16 protein-coding genes are annotated in these 18,336 nt (G+C 62.5%); 11 read left to right on the plus strand and 5 right to left on the minus strand.

The window, feature by feature from the left end; genetic code table 11:
- The 9 genes from DFK10_RS08315 to DFK10_RS08355 all read left to right on the plus strand — a co-directional run bounded on the left by DFK10_RS08315 (position 1) and on the right by DFK10_RS08355 (position 9,451).
- Entirely contained in the window at positions 1-705 is a 705-nt protein-coding gene (locus tag DFK10_RS08315) for a hypothetical protein (protein ID WP_109388550.1), read from the plus strand.
- A 126-nt stretch (positions 706-831) separates the two neighbouring features.
- A complete protein-coding gene (locus DFK10_RS08320; RefSeq protein ID WP_109388552.1) occupies positions 832-2,058 on the plus strand; it encodes an argininosuccinate synthase in 1,227 nt (408 codons plus the stop codon).
- A gap of 16 nt (positions 2,059-2,074) precedes the next feature.
- Positions 2,075-2,599, plus strand: a complete 525-nt coding sequence (gene idi / locus DFK10_RS08325) for an isopentenyl-diphosphate Delta-isomerase (protein WP_109388554.1) — start codon at positions 2,075-2,077, stop codon at positions 2,597-2,599.
- Positions 2,600-2,826: 227 nt separating this feature from the next.
- A complete protein-coding gene (locus DFK10_RS08330) occupies positions 2,827-4,404 on the plus strand; it encodes an ABC transporter substrate-binding protein (RefSeq protein WP_109388556.1) in 1,578 nt (525 codons plus the stop codon).
- Between the two features lie 94 nt (positions 4,405-4,498).
- Positions 4,499-5,482 (plus strand): ABC transporter permease, encoded by a 984-nt coding sequence (locus DFK10_RS08335; RefSeq protein WP_109388558.1) that lies wholly within the window; start codon positions 4,499-4,501, stop codon positions 5,480-5,482.
- A 1-nt stretch (position 5,483) separates the two neighbouring features.
- The gene (locus tag DFK10_RS08340) at positions 5,484-6,425 is read left to right on the plus strand and encodes an ABC transporter permease (RefSeq protein ID WP_109388560.1); all 942 of its coding nucleotides are present in this window, start codon (positions 5,484-5,486) and stop codon (positions 6,423-6,425) included.
- On the plus strand, positions 6,422-7,411 hold the full coding sequence (locus tag DFK10_RS08345; protein ID WP_109388562.1) for an ABC transporter ATP-binding protein: 990 nt from the start codon (positions 6,422-6,424) through the stop codon (positions 7,409-7,411). The genes DFK10_RS08340 and DFK10_RS08345 overlap by 4 nt, the downstream gene beginning before the upstream one ends.
- Entirely contained in the window at positions 7,408-8,373 is a 966-nt protein-coding gene (locus DFK10_RS08350; protein WP_109388564.1) for an ABC transporter ATP-binding protein, read from the plus strand. The genes DFK10_RS08345 and DFK10_RS08350 overlap by 4 nt, the downstream gene beginning before the upstream one ends.
- A gap of 88 nt (positions 8,374-8,461) precedes the next feature.
- Positions 8,462-9,451: an MDR family oxidoreductase gene (locus DFK10_RS08355; RefSeq protein WP_109388566.1), complete on the plus strand. Its 990-nt coding sequence runs from the start codon at positions 8,462-8,464 to the stop codon at positions 9,449-9,451.
- Here the strand turns inward: DFK10_RS08355 and DFK10_RS08360 are convergent.
- The gene (locus DFK10_RS08360) at positions 9,448-10,167 is read right to left on the minus strand and encodes a sulfotransferase-like domain-containing protein (RefSeq protein ID WP_109388567.1); all 720 of its coding nucleotides are present in this window, start codon (positions 10,165-10,167) and stop codon (positions 9,448-9,450) included. The genes DFK10_RS08355 and DFK10_RS08360 overlap by 4 nt on opposite strands.
- The gene (locus DFK10_RS08365; RefSeq protein WP_109388569.1) at positions 10,164-11,081 is read right to left on the minus strand and encodes a D-amino acid aminotransferase; all 918 of its coding nucleotides are present in this window, start codon (positions 11,079-11,081) and stop codon (positions 10,164-10,166) included. The genes DFK10_RS08360 and DFK10_RS08365 overlap by 4 nt, the downstream gene beginning before the upstream one ends.
- A gap of 153 nt (positions 11,082-11,234) precedes the next feature.
- Between DFK10_RS08365 and msrA the strand changes: the two genes are divergently transcribed.
- Entirely contained in the window at positions 11,235-11,897 is a 663-nt protein-coding gene (msrA, locus tag DFK10_RS08370) for a peptide-methionine (S)-S-oxide reductase MsrA (RefSeq protein ID WP_109388571.1), read from the plus strand.
- Here msrA and DFK10_RS08375 read toward each other — a convergent pair.
- Both DFK10_RS08375 and DFK10_RS08380 read right to left on the minus strand, forming a co-directional pair.
- Positions 11,894-12,760 carry a ribokinase gene (locus tag DFK10_RS08375; RefSeq protein WP_109388572.1) on the minus strand — a complete coding sequence of 289 codons (867 nt, stop codon included), beginning with the start codon at positions 12,758-12,760 and terminating at the stop codon, positions 11,894-11,896. The genes msrA and DFK10_RS08375 overlap by 4 nt on opposite strands.
- A complete protein-coding gene (locus DFK10_RS08380; RefSeq protein WP_109388574.1) occupies positions 12,760-15,015 on the minus strand; it encodes an NADP-dependent malic enzyme in 2,256 nt (751 codons plus the stop codon). Before DFK10_RS08380 ends, DFK10_RS08375 begins: the two co-directional genes overlap by 1 nt.
- A gap of 127 nt (positions 15,016-15,142) precedes the next feature.
- Between DFK10_RS08380 and mutS the strand changes: the two genes are divergently transcribed.
- The gene (gene mutS / locus DFK10_RS08385; RefSeq protein ID WP_109388575.1) at positions 15,143-17,788 is read left to right on the plus strand and encodes a DNA mismatch repair protein MutS; all 2,646 of its coding nucleotides are present in this window, start codon (positions 15,143-15,145) and stop codon (positions 17,786-17,788) included.
- Here the strand turns inward: mutS and DFK10_RS08390 are convergent.
- Positions 17,766-18,329 carry a nucleotide exchange factor GrpE gene (locus DFK10_RS08390; RefSeq protein ID WP_109388576.1) on the minus strand — a complete coding sequence of 188 codons (564 nt, stop codon included), beginning with the start codon at positions 18,327-18,329 and terminating at the stop codon, positions 17,766-17,768. The two genes, mutS and DFK10_RS08390, sit on opposite strands and share 23 nt — an antisense overlap.
- Positions 18,330-18,336 lie beyond the last annotated feature (7 nt).

An 18,336-nucleotide genomic window follows, 5' to 3' on the forward strand; every position in this document is an offset into this window, starting at 1 on the left:
ATGACGACCGCCAAGACACTCATCGCCGCCGCATTGAGCTCGGCGCTTTCGCTGAGCGCGTTTTCCGCGACCTTCCTCGTCGCGTCCGCCGACGGGGCCGAGGCGCAAGGGAACGGCAAAGGCAACGGGAATGGAAACGGCAATGGCAATGGCAATGGCAATGGCCGGGACAAGGACCGGTCAAACAACGGCCGCGGCTCTGAAATGCGCGACGCACGTGGCAACAACGGTCGTGGCGCCATCGCCAGCGAGCTGCGCAACCTGAACGCCATGTGCGCCAATGGCAATGCCATGGCCAACGCATCGCCTGACAGCAATGTCGGCCAGATCAACACGTTCTACGTGGCCAAGGCCGAAGCCGACGCGATCGCAGAGACTCTGCCCGAGGAATATCGTGACCTCAGCGAGACCGAAATTGCGGCGACGATGGACGCCATCGTCGACCTGATCGACGCCAACAATGCCACGATTACCGCTCTCGAAGCCGAACTGGCCACGGCGACCGACCAGACAACGATCGACACTCTGAACGGTCAGATTTCGACGCTTCAGGCCCAAAACGCCACGGCACAGAGCCAGTATGATGGTCTGGATGCCTACTCGGACGCGATCTCGGCTGAGAGCGAGGCTCTGACGGTGGCTACGCGCGGCCGCGAACTTTCCGAGGAAGCGCTCGCGTATTTCGAGGCTGGCTGCCAGCGCTGAAGCGGATAGCCTTTCCGAACATGAAGGGCCGTGCCGATTGGCGCGGCCCTTTCTTCTTGGCTCGGGTCAGCTTGCCCCTGCACCAAAAACCGGATACCTCCGCGCCGACCAAGAACGGAGAGCTTCATGTCCGCCCCCAAGAAAGTTGTTCTGGCCTATTCCGGTGGCCTCGATACCTCGATCATCCTCAAGTGGCTGCAAACGGAATACGGCTGCGAGGTCGTAACCTTCACCGCCGACCTGGGGCAGGGCGAAGAACTGGAACCGGCCCGCGAAAAGGCCGTGATGCTGGGGATCAAGCCCGAGAACATCTATATCGAGGACATCCGCGAGGAATTCGTGCGCGACTTCGTCTTCCCGATGTTCCGCGCCAATGCGCTTTACGAGGGGCAATACCTGTTGGGCACCTCCATCGCACGGCCACTGATTTCCAAGCGCCTGGTCGAGATCGCCGCCGAAACCGGGGCTGATGCCGTCTCCCACGGGGCAACCGGCAAGGGCAACGACCAGGTTCGGTTCGAGCTTTCTGCCTATGCGCTGAACCCTGACATCAAGGTCATCGCGCCTTGGCGTGAATGGGACCTGTCCAGCCGGACCAAGCTGCTGGACTTCGCCGAGAAGAACCAGATTCCGATCGCCAAGGACAAGCGCGGCGAGGCGCCGTTCAGCGTGGATGCGAACCTTTTGCACACCTCGTCCGAAGGCAAGGTGCTGGAAGACCCCGCCGAAATGGCGCCCGACTACGTCTACCAGCGCACCGTGCATCCTGAAGAGGCCCCCGATACCCCCGAATTCATCGAGGTCGGGTTCGAGAAGGGCGATGCGATCAGCATCAATGGCGAAGCGATGTCGCCGGCGACGATCCTGACCAAGCTGAACGAACTGGGCGGCAAGCACGGGATCGGGCGGCTGGACTTCGTCGAGAACCGCTTTGTCGGCATGAAGTCTCGCGGCATCTATGAAACCCCCGGCGGCACCGTCCTGCTGGAAGCGCATCGCGGGATGGAACAGATCACGCTGGACAGCGGGGCGGGGCACCTGAAAGACAGCCTGATGCCGCGCTATGCGGAACTGATCTATAACGGGTTCTGGTTCTCGCCCGAGCGCGAGATGCTGCAAGCCGCCATCGACCACAGCCAGGAACACGTGACGGGCACCGTCCGGCTCAAACTCTACAAGGGCTCGGCCACCTGCGTCGGCCGCTGGTCCGATCACAGCCTCTATTCCGAGGCGCATGTGACCTTCGAGGACGACGCCGGGGCTTATGACCAGAAAGATGCCGCCGGGTTCATCCAACTGAATGCGCTGCGGCTGAAACTGCTCGCAGCCCGGAACAACCGGCTGAAAGGCTGACGGGGCAGGGCACCGCATGGCGACCCTGATTCCAGCCTGGATTGATGGAAAGCTGACCCCGGTCGAAAAGCTGCAAGCCCATGTGCAAGGGCTGCGGCACAAGGCCGTGTCCGTCTTCCTGCTGGATGGCGACAACGTTCTGATACAGCGCCGGGCGCTATCGAAATATCATACGCCCGGCTTGTGGGCGAACACCTGCTGCACCCATCCGGAATGGGGGGAAGTGTCCGTCGACTGCGCAAACCGCCGACTCGACGAAGAGTTGGGGATTACAGGGGTCGCACTCGATCATCGGGGTCAGGTCGAATACCGCGCCGATGTGGGTGGTGGCATGATCGAACACGAGGTCGTCGATGTCTTCGTCGGGCGGGCAACGGCCGACCTGTCGGTCAGGCCAAACCCAGATGAAGTCATGGCACATCGCTGGATCTCTCTTCCGACGTTGCGATCCGAGGTGGTCAGAACGCCCGAACAGTTCACGCCTTGGTTGAAAATCTACTTGGCGGATCATCAGGATCAGATTTTCAACGGCGCGACATGATGCGATTCGCGTTGCAAGGCGGGACTTTTCCAGTCTGACCGAGCTTGCGCGACAGGCCTCATTCTTTGGCAAAGCCCAATACAGAAGGGCACAACACTGGCGCGACCAGCTTGACGATACGTCAGCCCGGACAGGCGGCTTGTCTGTCCCGCGGAAATCACCTTAAGGTCAGGGATGGCAGCGCGGCCGGAACAAGGCCGCCGCTCAATCAAACCAGGGAGTAAAACATGAAATTCCAAACCGGTATTCTTACCGCGGCCCTCTTGGCATCCACAGCCATCGGCGCCTCGGCCGAAACCCTGCGCTGGGCGCGGGCGGGCGATTCCCTTACGCTCGACCCCCATGCCCAGAACGAAGGGCCGACTCACACGCTGGCCCACCAGATTTACGAACCGCTGATCATCCGCGACATGACCGGCGCGCCGCAGGCCACGCTGGCGACCTCCTGGGCGCCCAGCGCCGACGATCCCAGCGTATGGGTGTTCGAGCTGCGCGAAGGCGTGAAATATCATGACGGCGCGGACTTCACCGCCGAGGACGTGGTGTTCTCGATCAACCGGGCGAAATCCGAGAATTCCAACATGAAGGAACTGCTGTCCTCGGTCATCGAGGTGCGCGCGGTGGACGACTACACCGTCGAGATGGTCACCGACGGGCCGAACCCGATCCTTCCGGCGAACCTGACCAACCTGTTCATGATGGACAAGGGCTGGGCCGAAGCGAACGATGCGGTCGACGTGCAGGACGTGGAAGGCGGTGAACAGACCTTCGCAGCGACCAACGCCAACGGCACCGGCGCCTATCGGCTGGTCAGCCGCGAACCTGACGTTCGCACGGTCCTGACCCAGAACGAAGACTACTGGGGCATGGACCAATTCCCCATGGAGGTGACCGAGATCATCTATACCCCGATCCAGAACGCCGCGACCCGCGTCGCCGCGCTGTTGTCGGGCGAGGTGGACTTCATCCAGGACGTTCCTGTGCAGGACCTTGGCCGTGTCGCCGATACCGAGGGCCTGGTCGTCAAGACCGCGCCCCAGAACCGCGTCATCTTCTTCGGCATGAACATGGGCGCCGATGACCTGGCAAATGACGACGTCGAGGGCGCCAACCCGCTGGCCGATGCCCGCGTGCGCGAAGCGATGAACATCGCCATCAACCGCGAGGCCATCCAGCAGGTTGTCATGCGTGGGCAATCCCAGCCCGCCGGCATGATCGCACCGCCATTCGTCAATGGCTGGACAGCTGAAATGGACGCGGTGGAAACCGATGTCGAAGCCGCCAAGGCCCTGATGGCCGATGCCGGTTACGGTGACGGCTTCTCGATCCAGCTGGACTGCCCGAACGATCGCTACATCAATGACGAAGCGATCTGCCAGGCGGCCGTGGGCATGATGGCGCAGATCGGCATCACTGTGAACCTCGATGCCAAGCCCAAGGCGCAGCACTTCCCGCTGATCACCAATGCCGAGACCGACTTCTACATGCTCGGCTGGGGCGTTCCGACCTACGACTCGGAATACATCTTCAACTTCCTGGTGCACACTCGCGGCGACGAGCGTGGTAGCTGGAACAACACCGGCTACTCGAACCCCGAGCTTGACGAGATGATCGTCTCGCTGGCCTCCGAGACCGACCTGGACGCCCGTAACGAGGCGATCGCGTCGATCTGGAACGTGGTTCAGGAAGAAACGCTGTACCTGCCGATCCACCACCAGGTTCTGAACTGGGGGATGACCGACGCCGTCGGGATCGAGGTCAGCCCCGAGGACGACCCGAAGTTCAAGTTCTTCGAAATGAACTGATCCGACCCAACAGGCGGGCGGCACCACGGGTGCCGCCCGTTTTCGCCCTGCATCCTGTGGATCGCGGGGCGGCTTTTTCCGGGGACCCCAGCACATGCTTGCCTACATCATCCGCCGCGTGGCGCAGTCCATACTGGTGCTTTTCGTCGTGGGGCTTGTCGCCTTTTCGATGTTCCGCTTTGTCGGTGATCCGATCGACAACATGCTGGGACAGGAACGCACCCAGGCCGATATCGAGCGGCTGCGGGAACAGCTGGGCCTCGACCAACCGTTCGTCGTGCAATACTGGCGGTTCCTCGAACAGGCGGTGCAAGGCAATTTCGGGCTGAGCTATCGTCAGGGGCGCCCGGTTTCCGAGATCCTGATCGAACGGCTGCCGGCGACGCTGGAGCTGGCTTTCGTCTCGGGCCTGATGGCCCTGGCAGGGGGCATCGCCCTGGGCATCTTCACTGCCATTCGCCGGCGCGGCCTGTCGGCCAACATCATCATGACCGCCTCGCTGATCGGCGTGTCGCTGCCCACGTTCCTGATCGGCATTCTGTTGATCTATCTCTTCTCGGTCGAGCTGGGCTGGCTGCCCAGTTTCGGGCGCGGCGAGGTTACGGATCTCGGCTGGTGGACCACAGGTTTCCTGACCGAAAGCGGCCTGAAAGCCCTGATCCTGCCGGCAATCACCCTGGGGCTTTACCAGATGACCCTTATCATGCGCCTGGTCCGAACCGAGATGCTGGAGGTGTTGCGAATGGACTATATCCGCTTCGCCCGGGCCCGAGGCATTCGCGAACGCGCGATCAATTTCCGGCACGCGCTCAAGAACACGCTGGTGCCCGTGATCACCATTACCGGGCTTCAGCTGGGCAGTATCATCGCCTTCGCGATCATCACCGAAACAGTGTTCCAGTGGCCTGGTGTCGGCCTGCTGTTCATCAACGCGATCCAGTTCGTCGATATTCCTGTCATGGCCGCCTACCTGATGCTGATCTCTGTCATGTTCGTGGGCATCAACCTGATCGTCGACATGCTCTATTTCGCCATCGATCCGCGCCTGCGCGCGGACCGCACGCAAGGAGGACACTAGCATGTCCGACACACCGGCCCCCGCCCCCCAAAGCCGCCTGCGCCGCGCATGGAACAGCGATTTCGCCTGGTCCTTCCGGCACGCGCCGGTGGCGATCATTTCCTCTTTCGTCGTGCTGGTGCTGATCCTTGCGGCGGTGCTGGCCCCGCTGATTGCGCCGCATGATCCGTTCAACCCGGCCACGCTGAACCTGATGAACGGCTTTACCCCGCCGGGACAGGCGAATGCCTTTACTGGCGATACGTTCCTGTTGGGCACCGATGACCAGGGACGCGACGTGTTTTCGACCATCCTCTATGGAATGCGGATCTCTCTCTTCGTGGGCTTCGCCGCCGTCATGCTTGCCATGGTCATCGGGGTGACGCTCGGCCTTCTGGCCGGATACCTGGGCGGCTGGGTCGAGTCGATCATCATGCGGGTGGCCGATGTGCAGCTGACCTTTCCGGCGATCCTTGTCGCCATGCTGATCTTCGGCATCGCCAAGGGGATCACACCACCGGAATACCGTGACCAGATGGCGATCTGGGTGCTGATCCTGGCCATTGGCCTTTCCGACTGGGTGCAATTCGCCCGCGTTGTGCGCGGTGCGACGTTGGTGGAAAAAAGCAAGGAATACGTGCAGGCCGCCCGCCTGATCGGTCGATCGCCCTTCGCGATCATGCTGCGCCACATCCTACCCAACGTTCTGAACCCCGTTCTGGTCATCGCCACGATCTCGCTGGCACTGGCGATCATCGCCGAGGCGACCCTGTCCTTCCTCGGTGTCGGCGCACCGCCGACGAAGCCGTCGCTGGGCACGCTGATCCGCATCGGACAGGAATTCATGTTCTCGGGAGAATGGTGGATCCTGTTCTTCCCGGCCCTCGCCCTTCTGGCGCTGGCCCTTTCCATCAACCTGCTGGGCGACTGGCTGCGCGACGCTCTGAACCCGAGGCTGAGATGACAGACACACCCGTTCTTTCCGTCCGCGACCTTGTCGTGGAAATCCCCACGCGCCACGGCGTCCTGCGCCCCGTGGACAATGTCAGCTACGACATCCATGCGGGCGAAATCCTTGGCGTCGTAGGCGAATCCGGCGCCGGCAAGTCCATGACCGGCAATGCCGTGATCGGCTTGTTGGACCGTCCCGCCCGGATCGTGTCGGGGGAAATCCTTCTGTCGGGTCAACCCATCCAGGGCCTCAAGCGCGACGCGATCCGCAAGCTGCGCGGCAAGAAGATGGGGATGATTTTTCAGGATCCGCTGACCTCGCTCAACCCGTTGCTGACCGTGGGCGATCAGCTGACCGAAACCATCCTTGAACACCTGAAGGTGGGCCAGACCGAGGCCAGAAAACGCGCGATTGCGGCGCTGGAGGAAGTCGGCATTCCCGCCGCCGCCCAGCGCATCAACAGCTACCCGCACGAGTTTTCCGGCGGCATGCGGCAACGCGTGGTCATCGCTTTGGCGCTTTGTGCCGAGCCGGACCTGGTCATCGCGGATGAGCCGACCACTGCGCTCGATGTGAGCGTGCAGGCTCAGATCGTTGCCCTGCTGAAGAGGTTGTGCCGGGAACGTGGCGTCGCCGTGATGCTGGTGACGCACGATATGGGCGTGATCGCCGAGGCCGCCGACCGGGTGGCCGTCATGTATGCCGGGCGGCTGGCCGAGCTTGGCCCGGTGCGCGAGGTTCTGACCCAGGCGCGGCACCCGTATACGGCCGGGCTGATGGCCTCGACGCCGCTTGCCAGCCAGGGGCGGAAACGACTGCGGCAGATCCCCGGCTCCATGCCTAGGCTTGGCGCCCTTCCGACCGGCTGTGCCTTTCATCCCCGCTGCGAATTCGCACAGGACAAGTGCCGGCAGGAACCGGGGCCAACGCTTGACCGCTGCGACGGGCGCGCGGCCTGCTGGTTCCCGCTGACCGCCAAGCAAGAGGTGTCCGCATGAGCGCGCTGATCTCCGTTCGCGACCTGACCCGTGTCTTCGATGTATCGAAGCCCTGGTTGAACCGCGTGATCGAACGCCTGCCCCGTGCCCTGCTGACCGCCGTTTCGGATGTCAGCTTCGATGTTCCGGAAAACAGCGTCTATGCCCTTGTCGGGGAAAGCGGCTCGGGCAAATCCACCATCGGCAAGATCATCGTCGGCCTTGTCCCGCCCAGTGCCGGGTCGGTCGAAATCGAGGGCGTGGATCTCGCCACCGAGACCGACGCGAAGAAGATCGAGGCGGTGCGCGACGATATCCAGATGATTTTCCAGGACCCGTTCGCCTCGCTCAACCCGCGCTGGCGGGTGCGGGACATTATCGAGGAGCCAGTCGCGGCCAAGGGTGGAAAGACGAACGGTCTGGCCGAAAAACTTCTGGAACAGGTCGGTTTGTCCGCTGCCGATGCCGGAAAATACCCGCATGAATTCTCGGGCGGGCAACGGCAAAGGATCTGTATCGCCCGCGCGCTGGCCTCGGAACCACGCATCATCGTCTGTGACGAGCCGACCTCGGCGCTTGACGTGTCCGTCCAAAGCCAGGTTCTCAACCTGATGTCCGACCTGCGCGAAGACCTCGGCCTGACCTACCTGTTCATCAGCCATGACCTGACCGTGGTGCAGCACATGGCCGACGTGATCGGGGTGCTCTACCTGGGCCGGTTGGTCGAAGAGGCACCGCGCGACAAGTTGTTCAACGATCCCAAGCATCCATATACGCAGATGCTTTTCGACGCGGCTCCCAAGATGGATGCCTTCGGGCGCGAGGTTGACCCACCCAAGGGCGAGATTCCGGATGCGATCAATCCGCCGCCTGGATGCGCCTTTCATCCGCGCTGCCCGCTGGCGACAGAGCGTTGCAAGACCGAGCGGCCAGAAATGCGCCATATCGGTGATACCCGCGTCGCCTGCCATCATGCCGAATAGGCCAGTCAGGGATTGATCCTTGCCCGGTTTTAGCTCGATGCTGGACCCGCACCGAGTCGACAAAGTCACCAGCCCGAGGGGAGAGTTCATGTTCCACGCATTGATCGTTCGCAAGGACGAAGAGACAGGCAAGACCGCCGCCGCGGTCGAGGAAATCTCCGAAGACCAGCTGCCCGATGGCGACGTGACCGTCGCGGTCGATTACTCGACGGTGAATTACAAGGATGGGCTGTGCATCGGGCCCGGCGGCGGTCTTGTCCGGCACTATCCGCATGTCCCGGGTATCGACTTTGCCGGAACCGTCGAGTCCTCGGACGACGATCGCTACAAGCCCGGCGACAAGGTCGTTCTGACCGGCTGGCGCGTGGGTGAAGTGCATTGGGGCGGCTATGCCAAAAAGGCCCGCGTCAAGGCCGATTGGCTGGTGCCGCTGCCCGAGGGGCTGGACACCCGGCAGGCCATGGCCGTGGGCACCGCGGGGCTGACCGCGATGCTGGCCGTGATGGCGCTTGAGGACCAGGGCATCAAGGATGGGCCGATCCTCGTCACCGGGGCCGCCGGCGGTGTCGGGTCGGTTGCCACCGCGATTCTTGCCAAGCTGGGCCATGATGTTGCCGCCGTGACCGGGCGGCCGGAACAGGCAGACTACCTCAAGGGCCTTGGCGCCTCCGAGATCGTGGCCCGCGACGAGCTGACCGAGGTGACGCGCAAACCGCTGGAGGCGGAACGCTGGGGCGGGGCGGTCGATGCGGTTGCCGGCGCCATGCTGGGCCGGGTGCTCAAGCAGATGCAATACGGGTCGTCCGTCGCCGCCATCGGTCTTGCCGGCGGCGCGGCGATTGAAGGGGCGCTGATTACCCCCTTCATCCTGCGGGGCGTGAACCTGCTGGGGATCGACAGCGTTATGCAGCCCTATGAAAACCGGGTTCGGGCCTGGCAACGCATCGCGAGCGACCTGCCAATGGACAAGCTCGAGGCAATGGTTCAGCCCGCGACACTGGCCGATCTGCCAAGGCTTGGCGCCGATATCCTCAAGGGCCAGGTCAAAGGCCGGGTCGTCGTGGATGTGAACGCCTAGGGACGCAACGCCACCGCGAACAATGTCTCATAATAGGGCATCGCCGCCTCTGCCAGGGCGGCGGCAGGCCCTGAAAGTTTCGGCAACGGCCCTTCAGCGCCGGCAAATCCTGTGCTGGCATGAACCGATCCATACCAGTGCGGCGCCCATGCCCCATCGCACGGTTTCGGCCCCATATCCCACGCCAGCATGGCCGGGTCGAACGCCAGGCCGACCTCGGCGCACAAGGCCCTGAGCGCGTTTTCCGGGCTCTGCCGGATATCGGCACTGTCGATAACAACCGCCGATTGCCCGCGTGCGGCAAGTTGCTCATACAGCTCCACCTGCTGAACGAAGCCGATATCGGCAAGAGTCGGGTCATCATATTTCGCCGCAAAGCTCGCCACCACGCGGGCGGGATGGCGGATCAGGAACACGTTCGTCACGGTCTCGATCCAGTCCCGAGGCATTCCCGGGATCATGTGCTGCGCCATGTGCTTCTGATAATGATGCTTCGTCCCGTACGACTGGCCGCGTGTCAGGGCCTCGACGACCTGCGCGGGGTCAGTAGGCTGCGACGCGCAGATCTCGTCGCGCATGGGATGTGCAAGACCCGTCCTGGCCAGGTATGCGGCATAAAACGGCTCGTCCACGGCCGTGAAATCCGCCCGGTTGGCGAAGGCATACATCATCGCGGTCGAAAGGTTCCGTGGGCCACTCCAAACTGCCAATTTCATGTGTTTTGGGACTGATCAGTCTCGATCAGGTCCTTGTAGAGGGCTCTGATGCGCTCGGTCATCGGGCCCATGTCGCCGGTTCCTATGATCCGGCCATCAACTTCGGCCACGGGTGTCTGGGCGCCGAACGTCCCGGTCAGGAACGCCTCGTCCGCGCCATAGACATCAACCAGAGAGAAATTGCGCTCGAAGACGGGGATCGAGTTGGCTTTGCACAGCTCGATCACCTTGGCCCGCGTGATACCGTTCATGCAGTAATCCCCGGTGCTGGTCCAGACTTCACCCTTACGAACGATGAAGAAGTTGCAGGCATTGGTCGTATTCACGAAGCCGTGCACATCCAGCATCAAGGCCTCGTCCGCGCCTGCCTTCTCGGCGGCGATACAGGCCAGGATGCAATTCAGCTTGGAATGGCTGTTCAGCTTCGGATCCTGGGTCATCGGCAGCCCACGCATATGCGGCACCGTGGCCAGACGGATCGGGCGCGGGATCTTGGGCTTGGAATGCTCCATGATGATGACCATCGTGGGCCCCTGCCGCGAAAGCGAAGGGTGCTGGAACGGGCGGCTCTTGACCCCCCGCGTCACCATCAGCCGGGCATGGGCATCGGTGGTCATGTGATTGGCATTTTGCGTCTCTAATAGGGCCGAAATCACCTCATCCCGGCCCATACCGATATCCAGATCGATGGCCTTGGCCGCCTCGAACAGCCGGTCGATATGCTCGTCCAGAAAGGCCCAGCGCCCGTCATAGAGGCGCAGCCCCTCCCAAACGCCATCCCCCAGCATGAAGCCGGAATCGAAAACCGATACCGTGGCCTCGGCGCGTGGCCTCATCTGCCCGTCCACCCAGACCAGGATGTCATCGTTGCGCGCGTCGTCTTGCGCCTGATGTGTGGTTACTTTCTCGTCCATTCCGGCAGGCTAGGGGGGCGATGCGCCCAATCCAAGCCCGAATTTGAACGTATGACAGGACGCCCTCTCTTTCACGACCCCGTGACTTCACGGGCGCTTGAATTGCGGCGCCGCCCGTTGGCTGCGCATGCTGCGATCAAAGGAGTTTCCGACATGACCCGCCCAAGTCGCAACTTGAAGACCGCCGTTCTGATGATCGCAATCATGCTGGGCTGGATCGTGCATGCCGGTTCGGCCCAGGCACGCGACTTGCAGGTTCTCACCGTGGCGGGCGGCTGCTTCTGGTGCGTCGAGGCGGATTTCGAAAAGGTGGCGGGTGTCGAGGAGGTGGTGTCGGGCTATACCGGCGGAACGGTTGCGAACCCCACCTACAAACAGGTGACCCGGGGCGGGACCGGCCATTACGAGGCGGTGGAAATCCGCTACGACGCCGACCGCGTCTCGGCGCGGCAACTCTATGATCTGTTCTTCCGTTCGATCGACCCAACCGATGCCGGCGGCCAGTTCTGCGATCGCGGCGAAAGCTATCGCACGGCGATTTTCGTCTCTGATCCGGCGGAACGCGCCGCGGCGGTCGCCGCCAAGGCCGCCGCCGAGTCCGAGTTGGGGCAACCCATTGTAACGCCCATTCTCGATGCCGGGCCTTTCTACGAGGCCGAAGATTACCACCAGAACTATTATCGCGGACAGGACCGCGTGATTACCCGGCGCGGCATCAAGACCATGGAAGAGGCATACAAGTTCTACCGCGACGCCTGCGGCCGCGATGCACGCATTCGGCAGCTCTGGGGGAACGACGCGCCGTTCGTGAACTAGGCGCGAAAGGACTGAACCTCTGCCAGGTCGGGGATCACGTCGGCGGTGCCGTGGCGCATGACCATAAGGGCCGCCGCCGTGTTTGCCAGACCCATGGCCTGCGCCATGGGCATGCCACGATCCAACCCCGCCAGAACATAGCCGGTAAAGGTGTCGCCCGCACCGGTCGTATCGACCGGCTCAACCTGCAGCGCCGCGACATGCACCGGTCCATCGGGACCGAACCATGTGGCTCCATCACCTCCCTGGGTGACGATCACGTTCTCCACGGGCAATTTGGCCGGGGATGTCCCGGTCGCCTCTTCCAGTTGTTGGGCCTCAACCGCGTTCAGGAAAAGCAGATCGAGATGGTCCAGCACCGCCTGCACCTTCTCGGCGTCGAACGGCGCCGCCGCATATGCCACCTTCAACCCCATTTTGCTGGCCAAGGTAGCGGCCTCGGGCTGCAGGATGGTTTCGTTCTGCATGACCAGCCAATCACCCGTTTCCGCGCGAGTCAGAGCCTGTTCGAGGATTTCTGGCGGGATCTTCATGTTGGCCCCGGGATGGAGCACGATCATGTTCTCACCATCCGGATCAACGAAGATCATCGCCTGGCAGGTCTCGGTCTCGACCTGGGCGATATGGCGCGTATCGACGCCGTATTCCATCAGCCGGTCCACGGCCCAGCGCCCGTCCGGACCCACTGCTCCGATATGAGAAACATGCGCCCCCGCCTGTGCGGCGGCGACAGACATGTTCGTCCCCTTGCCGCCGAGGAAAACCTGCCGGTCGGTCGAGCTGAGCGTTTCGCCCGGCCCGGGCAGATGCGGCACCTGATAGATGAAATCCGCGTTGATCGAGCCGAGGTTCCAGACGGTCATCAGCCGACCTTGCAGGCCGCCAGAACGGCCATGTTCAGGATGTCATTCACCGTTGCGGTGGTGGAGCAGATCTGGATCGGCCGGTCGATCCCCGAAAGGATCGGGCCGATCACGGTCGCCCCGGCCATTTCCTGCATCAGCTTGACCGAGATCGAGGCGGAGTGCCGCGCCGGCACCACCAAGACATTTGCCGGGCCGGTCAGGCGCGAAAACGGATATTGCTCCATCGCCTTGGGGTTCAGGGCGACATCGACGGTCATTTCGCCTTCGTATTCGAAATCCACGCCGCGTGCGTCCAGGACCTTGGGGGCCATGTGCATCTTGGTCGCGCGTTCCGAAACCGGATAGCCGAAGGTCGAGAAAGACAGGAAGGCGACACGCGGCTCCAAGCCGAGGTCGCGCGCGACCGAGGCGCCGCGCTCGGCGATGACGGCAAGGTCGTTCTCGTCCGGCCACTCATGAACAAGCGTATCCGAGATCAGGACGATCCGCCCCTTGTTCAAGACTGCCGAGACACCAACAGCACCGTCCTGCGGGCTGGCGTCGAAAACGTGATTGATCAGTTCCAGCACATGCGCCGATTTGCGGGTTGCGCCGGTGACCATGGCATCGGCATGGTCATGCGCCAGCATCAGCGCCGAGAACACGTGCCGATCGCGCGCGGCAAGGCGGTGGATGTCGTGCCGGTCATGGCCCTTGCGCTGAAGCCGTTCGTAGAGGAAGTCCTTATAGGTATCGAGGTAGTCGGTGTTCGCCGCATTCACCACGCGCAGTTCGCGCACGGCATCGCCCAGCCCCTCGGCCTCCAGCTTTTGTTTCACGTCCTGTTCGCGACCCACGACCAGCGCCCGGCCATATCCACCCCGTTGATACGACACGGCGGCGCGCAACACGCGCGGGTCATCGCCCTCGGCGAAAACGACGGTGGACTGGTTCTTGCGGGCGCGGGCATTGATCCCGCGCAGGATCGACGCGGTCGGGTCCATCCGGGTTTTCAGCGATTCCTCGTAGCCGTCCATGTCCACGATGGGTCGCCGGGCCACACCCGTTTCCATCCCGGCACGGGCCACGGCGGGTGGCACCACGTGGATAAGGCGCGGATCAAAGGGCGTCGGAATGATATAATCGCGACCGAAGGTCAGTTTGCGCCCATAGGCCATAGCGACCTCGTCGGGCACATCTTCACGGGCAAGACGGGCGAGGGCGTGAGCGCAGGCAATCTTCATCTCGTCGTTGATGGCACGCGCATGAATATCCAGTGCGCCTCGGAACAGGTAGGGAAAGCCCAGGACGTTGTTCACCTGGTTGGGATAGTCCGAGCGACCGGTGGCGACGATGGCATCCACGCGAACGGCTTGCGCCTCTTCGGGGGTAATTTCCGGGTCGGGGTTCGCCATGGCGAAGATGACAGGGTTATCCGCCATGCTCTCGACCATCTCATGCGTCACGGCCCCCTTGACCGACACGCCCAGGAAAACGTCGGCGCCCTTCATCGCCTCTTCGAGGCTGCGCAGGTCGGTCTTGATCGCGTGGGCCGATTTCCACTGGTTCATGCCCTCGGTCCGGCCCTGGTAGATCACGCCTTTGGTATCACAGACGACGCAGTTTTCATGCCGCGCGCCCATCGCCTTGAGCAGCTCGATACAGGCGATCCCGGCGGCACCGGCGCCGTTGAGGACAATGCGGCAATCCTCGATCTTCTTGCCGGACAGGTGCAGCGCGTTGATCAGGCCGGCGGCGCATATCACGGCGGTGCCGTGCTGGTCGTCATGGAAGACGGGAATGTCCATCTCTTCCTTGAGACGCTGTTCGATGATGAAACACTCGGGCGCCTTGATGTCCTCAAGGTTGATGCCGCCAAAGGTCGGCCCCATCAGGCGCACGGCCTTGCAGAATTCGTCAGGGTCTTCGGTATCCAGCTCGATATCGATGGAGTTCACATCAGCGAACCGTTTGAACAGGACCGACTTGCCCTCCATCACCGGTTTGGACCCGGACGCGCCCAGGTTGCCGAGACCCAAAACCGCTGTGCCGTTGGAAATCACGGCAACAAGATTGCCCTTGTTGGTGTAGTCATAAACGGTCTCCGGGTTGGCGGCGATTTCCTCGCAGGGCACGGCCACACCTGGGGAATAGGCCAGCGACAAGTCCCGCTGCGTCGTCATTGGAACTGTGGCCTGCACCTCCCACTTGCCCGGCGTGGGTTCGATGTGGAATTGCAGCGCTTCCTCGCGCGTGATGCGGTGCTTGGCCATGTGGTTCCTCCCGTTCAGCGCAAGAAGCTTTAAGGGATAGGCGGTTGGCCCCGCAACCGGTCTCTTTTCGACTTTCGTCGCTAACATCCGCTGGTTAGGTTCGGCGGGCAGGTATCCGGGGGGATGAATGAGCAACAAATCGGCCAGTGTCACACCGATGATGGCGCAATTCCTGGAGATCAAGGAAGGCCATCCCGATGCCCTGTTGTTTTATCGGATGGGCGATTTCTACGAGTTGTTTTTCGACGACGCCGTGGCGGCGGCCGAGGCGTTGGATATCGCCCTGACCAAGCGCGGCAAACACCTGGGTGAAGACATCCCCATGTGCGGCGTGCCTGTGCATTCCGCCGAAGGCTACTTGTTGACCCTGATCCGCAAGGGCTTCCGGGTCGCGGTCTGCGAGCAGATGGAAGACCCCGCCGAAGCAAAAAAGCGGGGATCGAAGGCTGTCGTCAAACGCGAGGTCGTGCGGCTGGTGACACCGGGCACCTTGACCGAGGAAAGCCTGCTCGATGCACGCCGTCATAATTTCCTCGCCGCCTATGCCCAGGTTCGTGGGCAATCGGCTTTGGCTTGGGCCGATATTTCAACGGGCAGCCTGTCGGTCATGACCTGCGCGCCAGTGGCCCTAGGCCCCGAACTGGCCCGGCTTGCCCCGCGCGAGGTGTTGGTTTCGGAAAGCGGTGAGGGTGAGTTCGGGCAGATCATCGAAGAGTCCGGCGCGTCGTTGACGGTGCTCGGAAGCGCGGCTTTCGACAGCACAAACGGCCTTTCACGCATGTGCAGGCTCTACTCGGTCGAGTCACTTGACGGATTTGGCAGCTTCGACCGGCACGAGATCGCAGCCCTTGCCGCCGTGGTCGAGTATCTGGAGATCACCCAGAAGGGGAAGCTGCCGTTGCTCCGGCCGCCGGTCAAGGAATACCGCGACGGCGCAATGCAGATCGACGCCGCCACCCGGCGCTCACTGGAATTGACCAATTCGATGACAGGGGGGCGGGCCGGCTCCTTGTTGGGCGCGATCGACAAGACGATCACCTCGCCCGGTGCACGGCTGCTGGAGCGGCGTCTGTCCGCCCCGTCCCGATCCCTTGAAACAGTGCAGTCGAGGTTGGACAGTGTCGAATTTGCCCATGAGCAGCCGGCACTCTTCGAAGATGTCCGTGAGGCTCTGAAATCCGTTCATGACCTCGATCGTGCTCTGTCCCGACTGGCGCTGGATCGTGGTGGGCCACGCGACATGGCGGCGATCCGGAATTCCATCGCCGCCGCGCGCGCGCTGCACGACCTTCTGCCGGAACAGATGCCCGACATCCTGGGACATGCGCGCGCCGGACTTGTCGGGCTTGAAGAGATCGGGGAACATCTTGAAGCGGCTCTGGTCGCCGAGCCGCCCCTTCTGACCCGTGACGGCGCTTTCATCGCGGCTGGCTACGACGAGGAGCTGGACGAGTTCCGCAAATTACGGGACGAGGGACGGTCTGTGATCGCCGGATTGCAGACGGACTATGCGAAACTTTCGGACATCGCCTCTCTCAAGATCAAGCATAACAACGTTCTGGGCTACTTCATCGAAACCACCTCGACCCATGCCAAGAAGATGATGGAGCCGCCATTGTCGGAGACCTTCATTCACCGGCAGACAACGGCGAACCAGGTGCGGTTCACAACCCTGGAACTGAGTGAGCTTGAAACCCGCATCCTCAATGCCGGGGGTCGGGTTCTGGAAATCGAAAAGCGGCTCTATTCCAGCTTGAAAGACCGTATTCTCGAGGAGGCGGCGCGTATTTCTGCCCTAGCACGCGCGTTCGCCGAGCTGGACGTCATCTCGGCCCTGGCGAAGCTGGCGCGCGAGGAGGGCTGGACGCGCCCAGTGGTAGACGACACCCGGGACTTCGAGATCATCGGCGGACGCCACCCGGTTGTCGAGGCGGCCCTCAAGAAGGACGGCACGCCCTTCGTCGCCAATGACTGCAATCTGACCGAACAATCGGTTTGGCTTCTGACCGGGCCGAACATGGCGGGTAAATCGACGTTTCTCCGCCAGAACGCCTTGATCGCGGCGCTGGCACAGACCGGATCGTTCGTGCCGGCAACATCTGCCCATATCGGGTTGGTCAGCCAGATTTTCAGCCGGGTGGGGGCCTCTGACGACCTGGCGCGTGGGCGCTCGACCTTCATGGTCGAGATGGTCGAAACGGCGGCAATCCTGAACCAGGCGGACGACCGCGCCCTTGTCATCCTCGATGAGATTGGACGTGGAACATCGACGTATGATGGTCTGTCCATCGCTTGGGCGACCCTGGAGCATTTGCATGAGGTGAACCGCTGCCGCAGCCTGTTCGCCACGCATTACCACGAATTGACCGCGCTTTCGGCGCGTTTGGAGGGGGTCGAGAACGCGACGGTTCGGGTCAAGGAATGGGAAGGTGAGGTGGTCTTCCTGCATGAGGTGAAGCGCGGCACGGCTGAAGGCAGCTACGGTGTGCAGGTCGCCCGCCTGGCCGGCCTGCCGGCCCAGGTTGTCGAACGCGCCAAGGTGGTTCTGGAGATGCTGGAAAAGGGAGAACGGGAAACCGGGCGCGGTCCGGACAGCTTGATCGACGAGCTACCGCTGTTTTCCGCAACGCCGTCGGCACCTTCACCGACGCCTGCGACCGAGTCGGAAGTCGAGGAGAGACTCAAAGGGGTGCTTCCCGACAACTTGACGCCGCGGGAAGCGCTGGACCTGGTTTACGAGCTGAAGGCGCTTACGACGCCGGAGTCGAACTGACGCCAACCTGCGCGGGGCGAAGAAGGCGATCGTGCAACATGAATCCCGTGGCAGAGACCTGAATGATGTCGCCCGCCTTGGTGTTGGGCACCGGCGCTTCGAACATCGCCTCGTGGCTTTGGGGATCGAACTTGTCGCCCAGCTCGGGCTGGATCGGGGTAATCCCGTGTTTTTCAAAAACCTTGAGCAGCTCGCGCATGGTCAGCTGAACACCTTCGAGCAGGGCCTTGTCGAATTCGCTGACATCGTCCCCGTCCTGGCGCAAGGCGCGTTCGAGGTTGTCATAGACCGGGAGCAGATCCCGCGCGAGGCGGGAACCACCGTAATTCTCGGCCTCGCGGCGATCACGCTCGGCCCGCTTGCGGGTGTTTTCCGCATCGGCCAAGGCGCGAATATAGGCATCTTTCAACTCGGCGTTCTCTGCGCGCAGCGCCTCGATCTCGTCGCCTTCCTCGGCCAATTCATCCAGGGACATCGGCTCGTCGGCCATGTCTTCCATGGTGTCGTCGGAAATCTGCTCTTCTGGTTTCGCTGTGCTCATAGTCGCC

Source organism: Salibaculum griseiflavum (assembly GCF_003129565.1).
GTDB classification, from domain to species: domain Bacteria; phylum Pseudomonadota; class Alphaproteobacteria; order Rhodobacterales; family Rhodobacteraceae; genus Salibaculum; species Salibaculum griseiflavum.

Coding starts and splice junctions, on each gene's coding strand:
- DFK10_RS08330 (WP_109388556.1), top strand. CDS start 2,827: ATGAAATTCCAAACCGGTATTCTTACCGCGGCCCTCTTGGCATCCACA.
- DFK10_RS08355 (WP_109388566.1), top strand. CDS start 8,462: ATGTTCCACGCATTGATCGTTCGCAAGGACGAAGAGACAGGCAAGACC.
- DFK10_RS08390 (WP_109388576.1), bottom strand. CDS start 18,329: ATGAGCACAGCGAAACCAGAAGAGCAGATTTCCGACGACACCATGGAA.
- DFK10_RS08375 (WP_109388572.1), bottom strand. CDS start 12,760: ATGACCGTCTGGAACCTCGGCTCGATCAACGCGGATTTCATCTATCAG.
- msrA (WP_109388571.1), top strand. CDS start 11,235: ATGACCCGCCCAAGTCGCAACTTGAAGACCGCCGTTCTGATGATCGCA.
- DFK10_RS08340 (WP_109388560.1), top strand. CDS start 5,484: ATGTCCGACACACCGGCCCCCGCCCCCCAAAGCCGCCTGCGCCGCGCA.
- mutS (WP_109388575.1), top strand. CDS start 15,143: ATGAGCAACAAATCGGCCAGTGTCACACCGATGATGGCGCAATTCCTG.
- DFK10_RS08320 (WP_109388552.1), top strand. CDS start 832: ATGTCCGCCCCCAAGAAAGTTGTTCTGGCCTATTCCGGTGGCCTCGAT.
- DFK10_RS08335 (WP_109388558.1), top strand. CDS start 4,499: ATGCTTGCCTACATCATCCGCCGCGTGGCGCAGTCCATACTGGTGCTT.
- DFK10_RS08345 (WP_109388562.1), top strand. CDS start 6,422: ATGACAGACACACCCGTTCTTTCCGTCCGCGACCTTGTCGTGGAAATC.
- DFK10_RS08315 (WP_109388550.1), top strand. CDS start 1: ATGACGACCGCCAAGACACTCATCGCCGCCGCATTGAGCTCGGCGCTT.
- DFK10_RS08360 (WP_109388567.1), bottom strand. CDS start 10,167: ATGAAATTGGCAGTTTGGAGTGGCCCACGGAACCTTTCGACCGCGATG.
- idi (WP_109388554.1), top strand. CDS start 2,075: ATGGCGACCCTGATTCCAGCCTGGATTGATGGAAAGCTGACCCCGGTC.
- DFK10_RS08365 (WP_109388569.1), bottom strand. CDS start 11,081: ATGGACGAGAAAGTAACCACACATCAGGCGCAAGACGACGCGCGCAAC.
- DFK10_RS08380 (WP_109388574.1), bottom strand. CDS start 15,015: ATGGCCAAGCACCGCATCACGCGCGAGGAAGCGCTGCAATTCCACATC.
- DFK10_RS08350 (WP_109388564.1), top strand. CDS start 7,408: ATGAGCGCGCTGATCTCCGTTCGCGACCTGACCCGTGTCTTCGATGTA.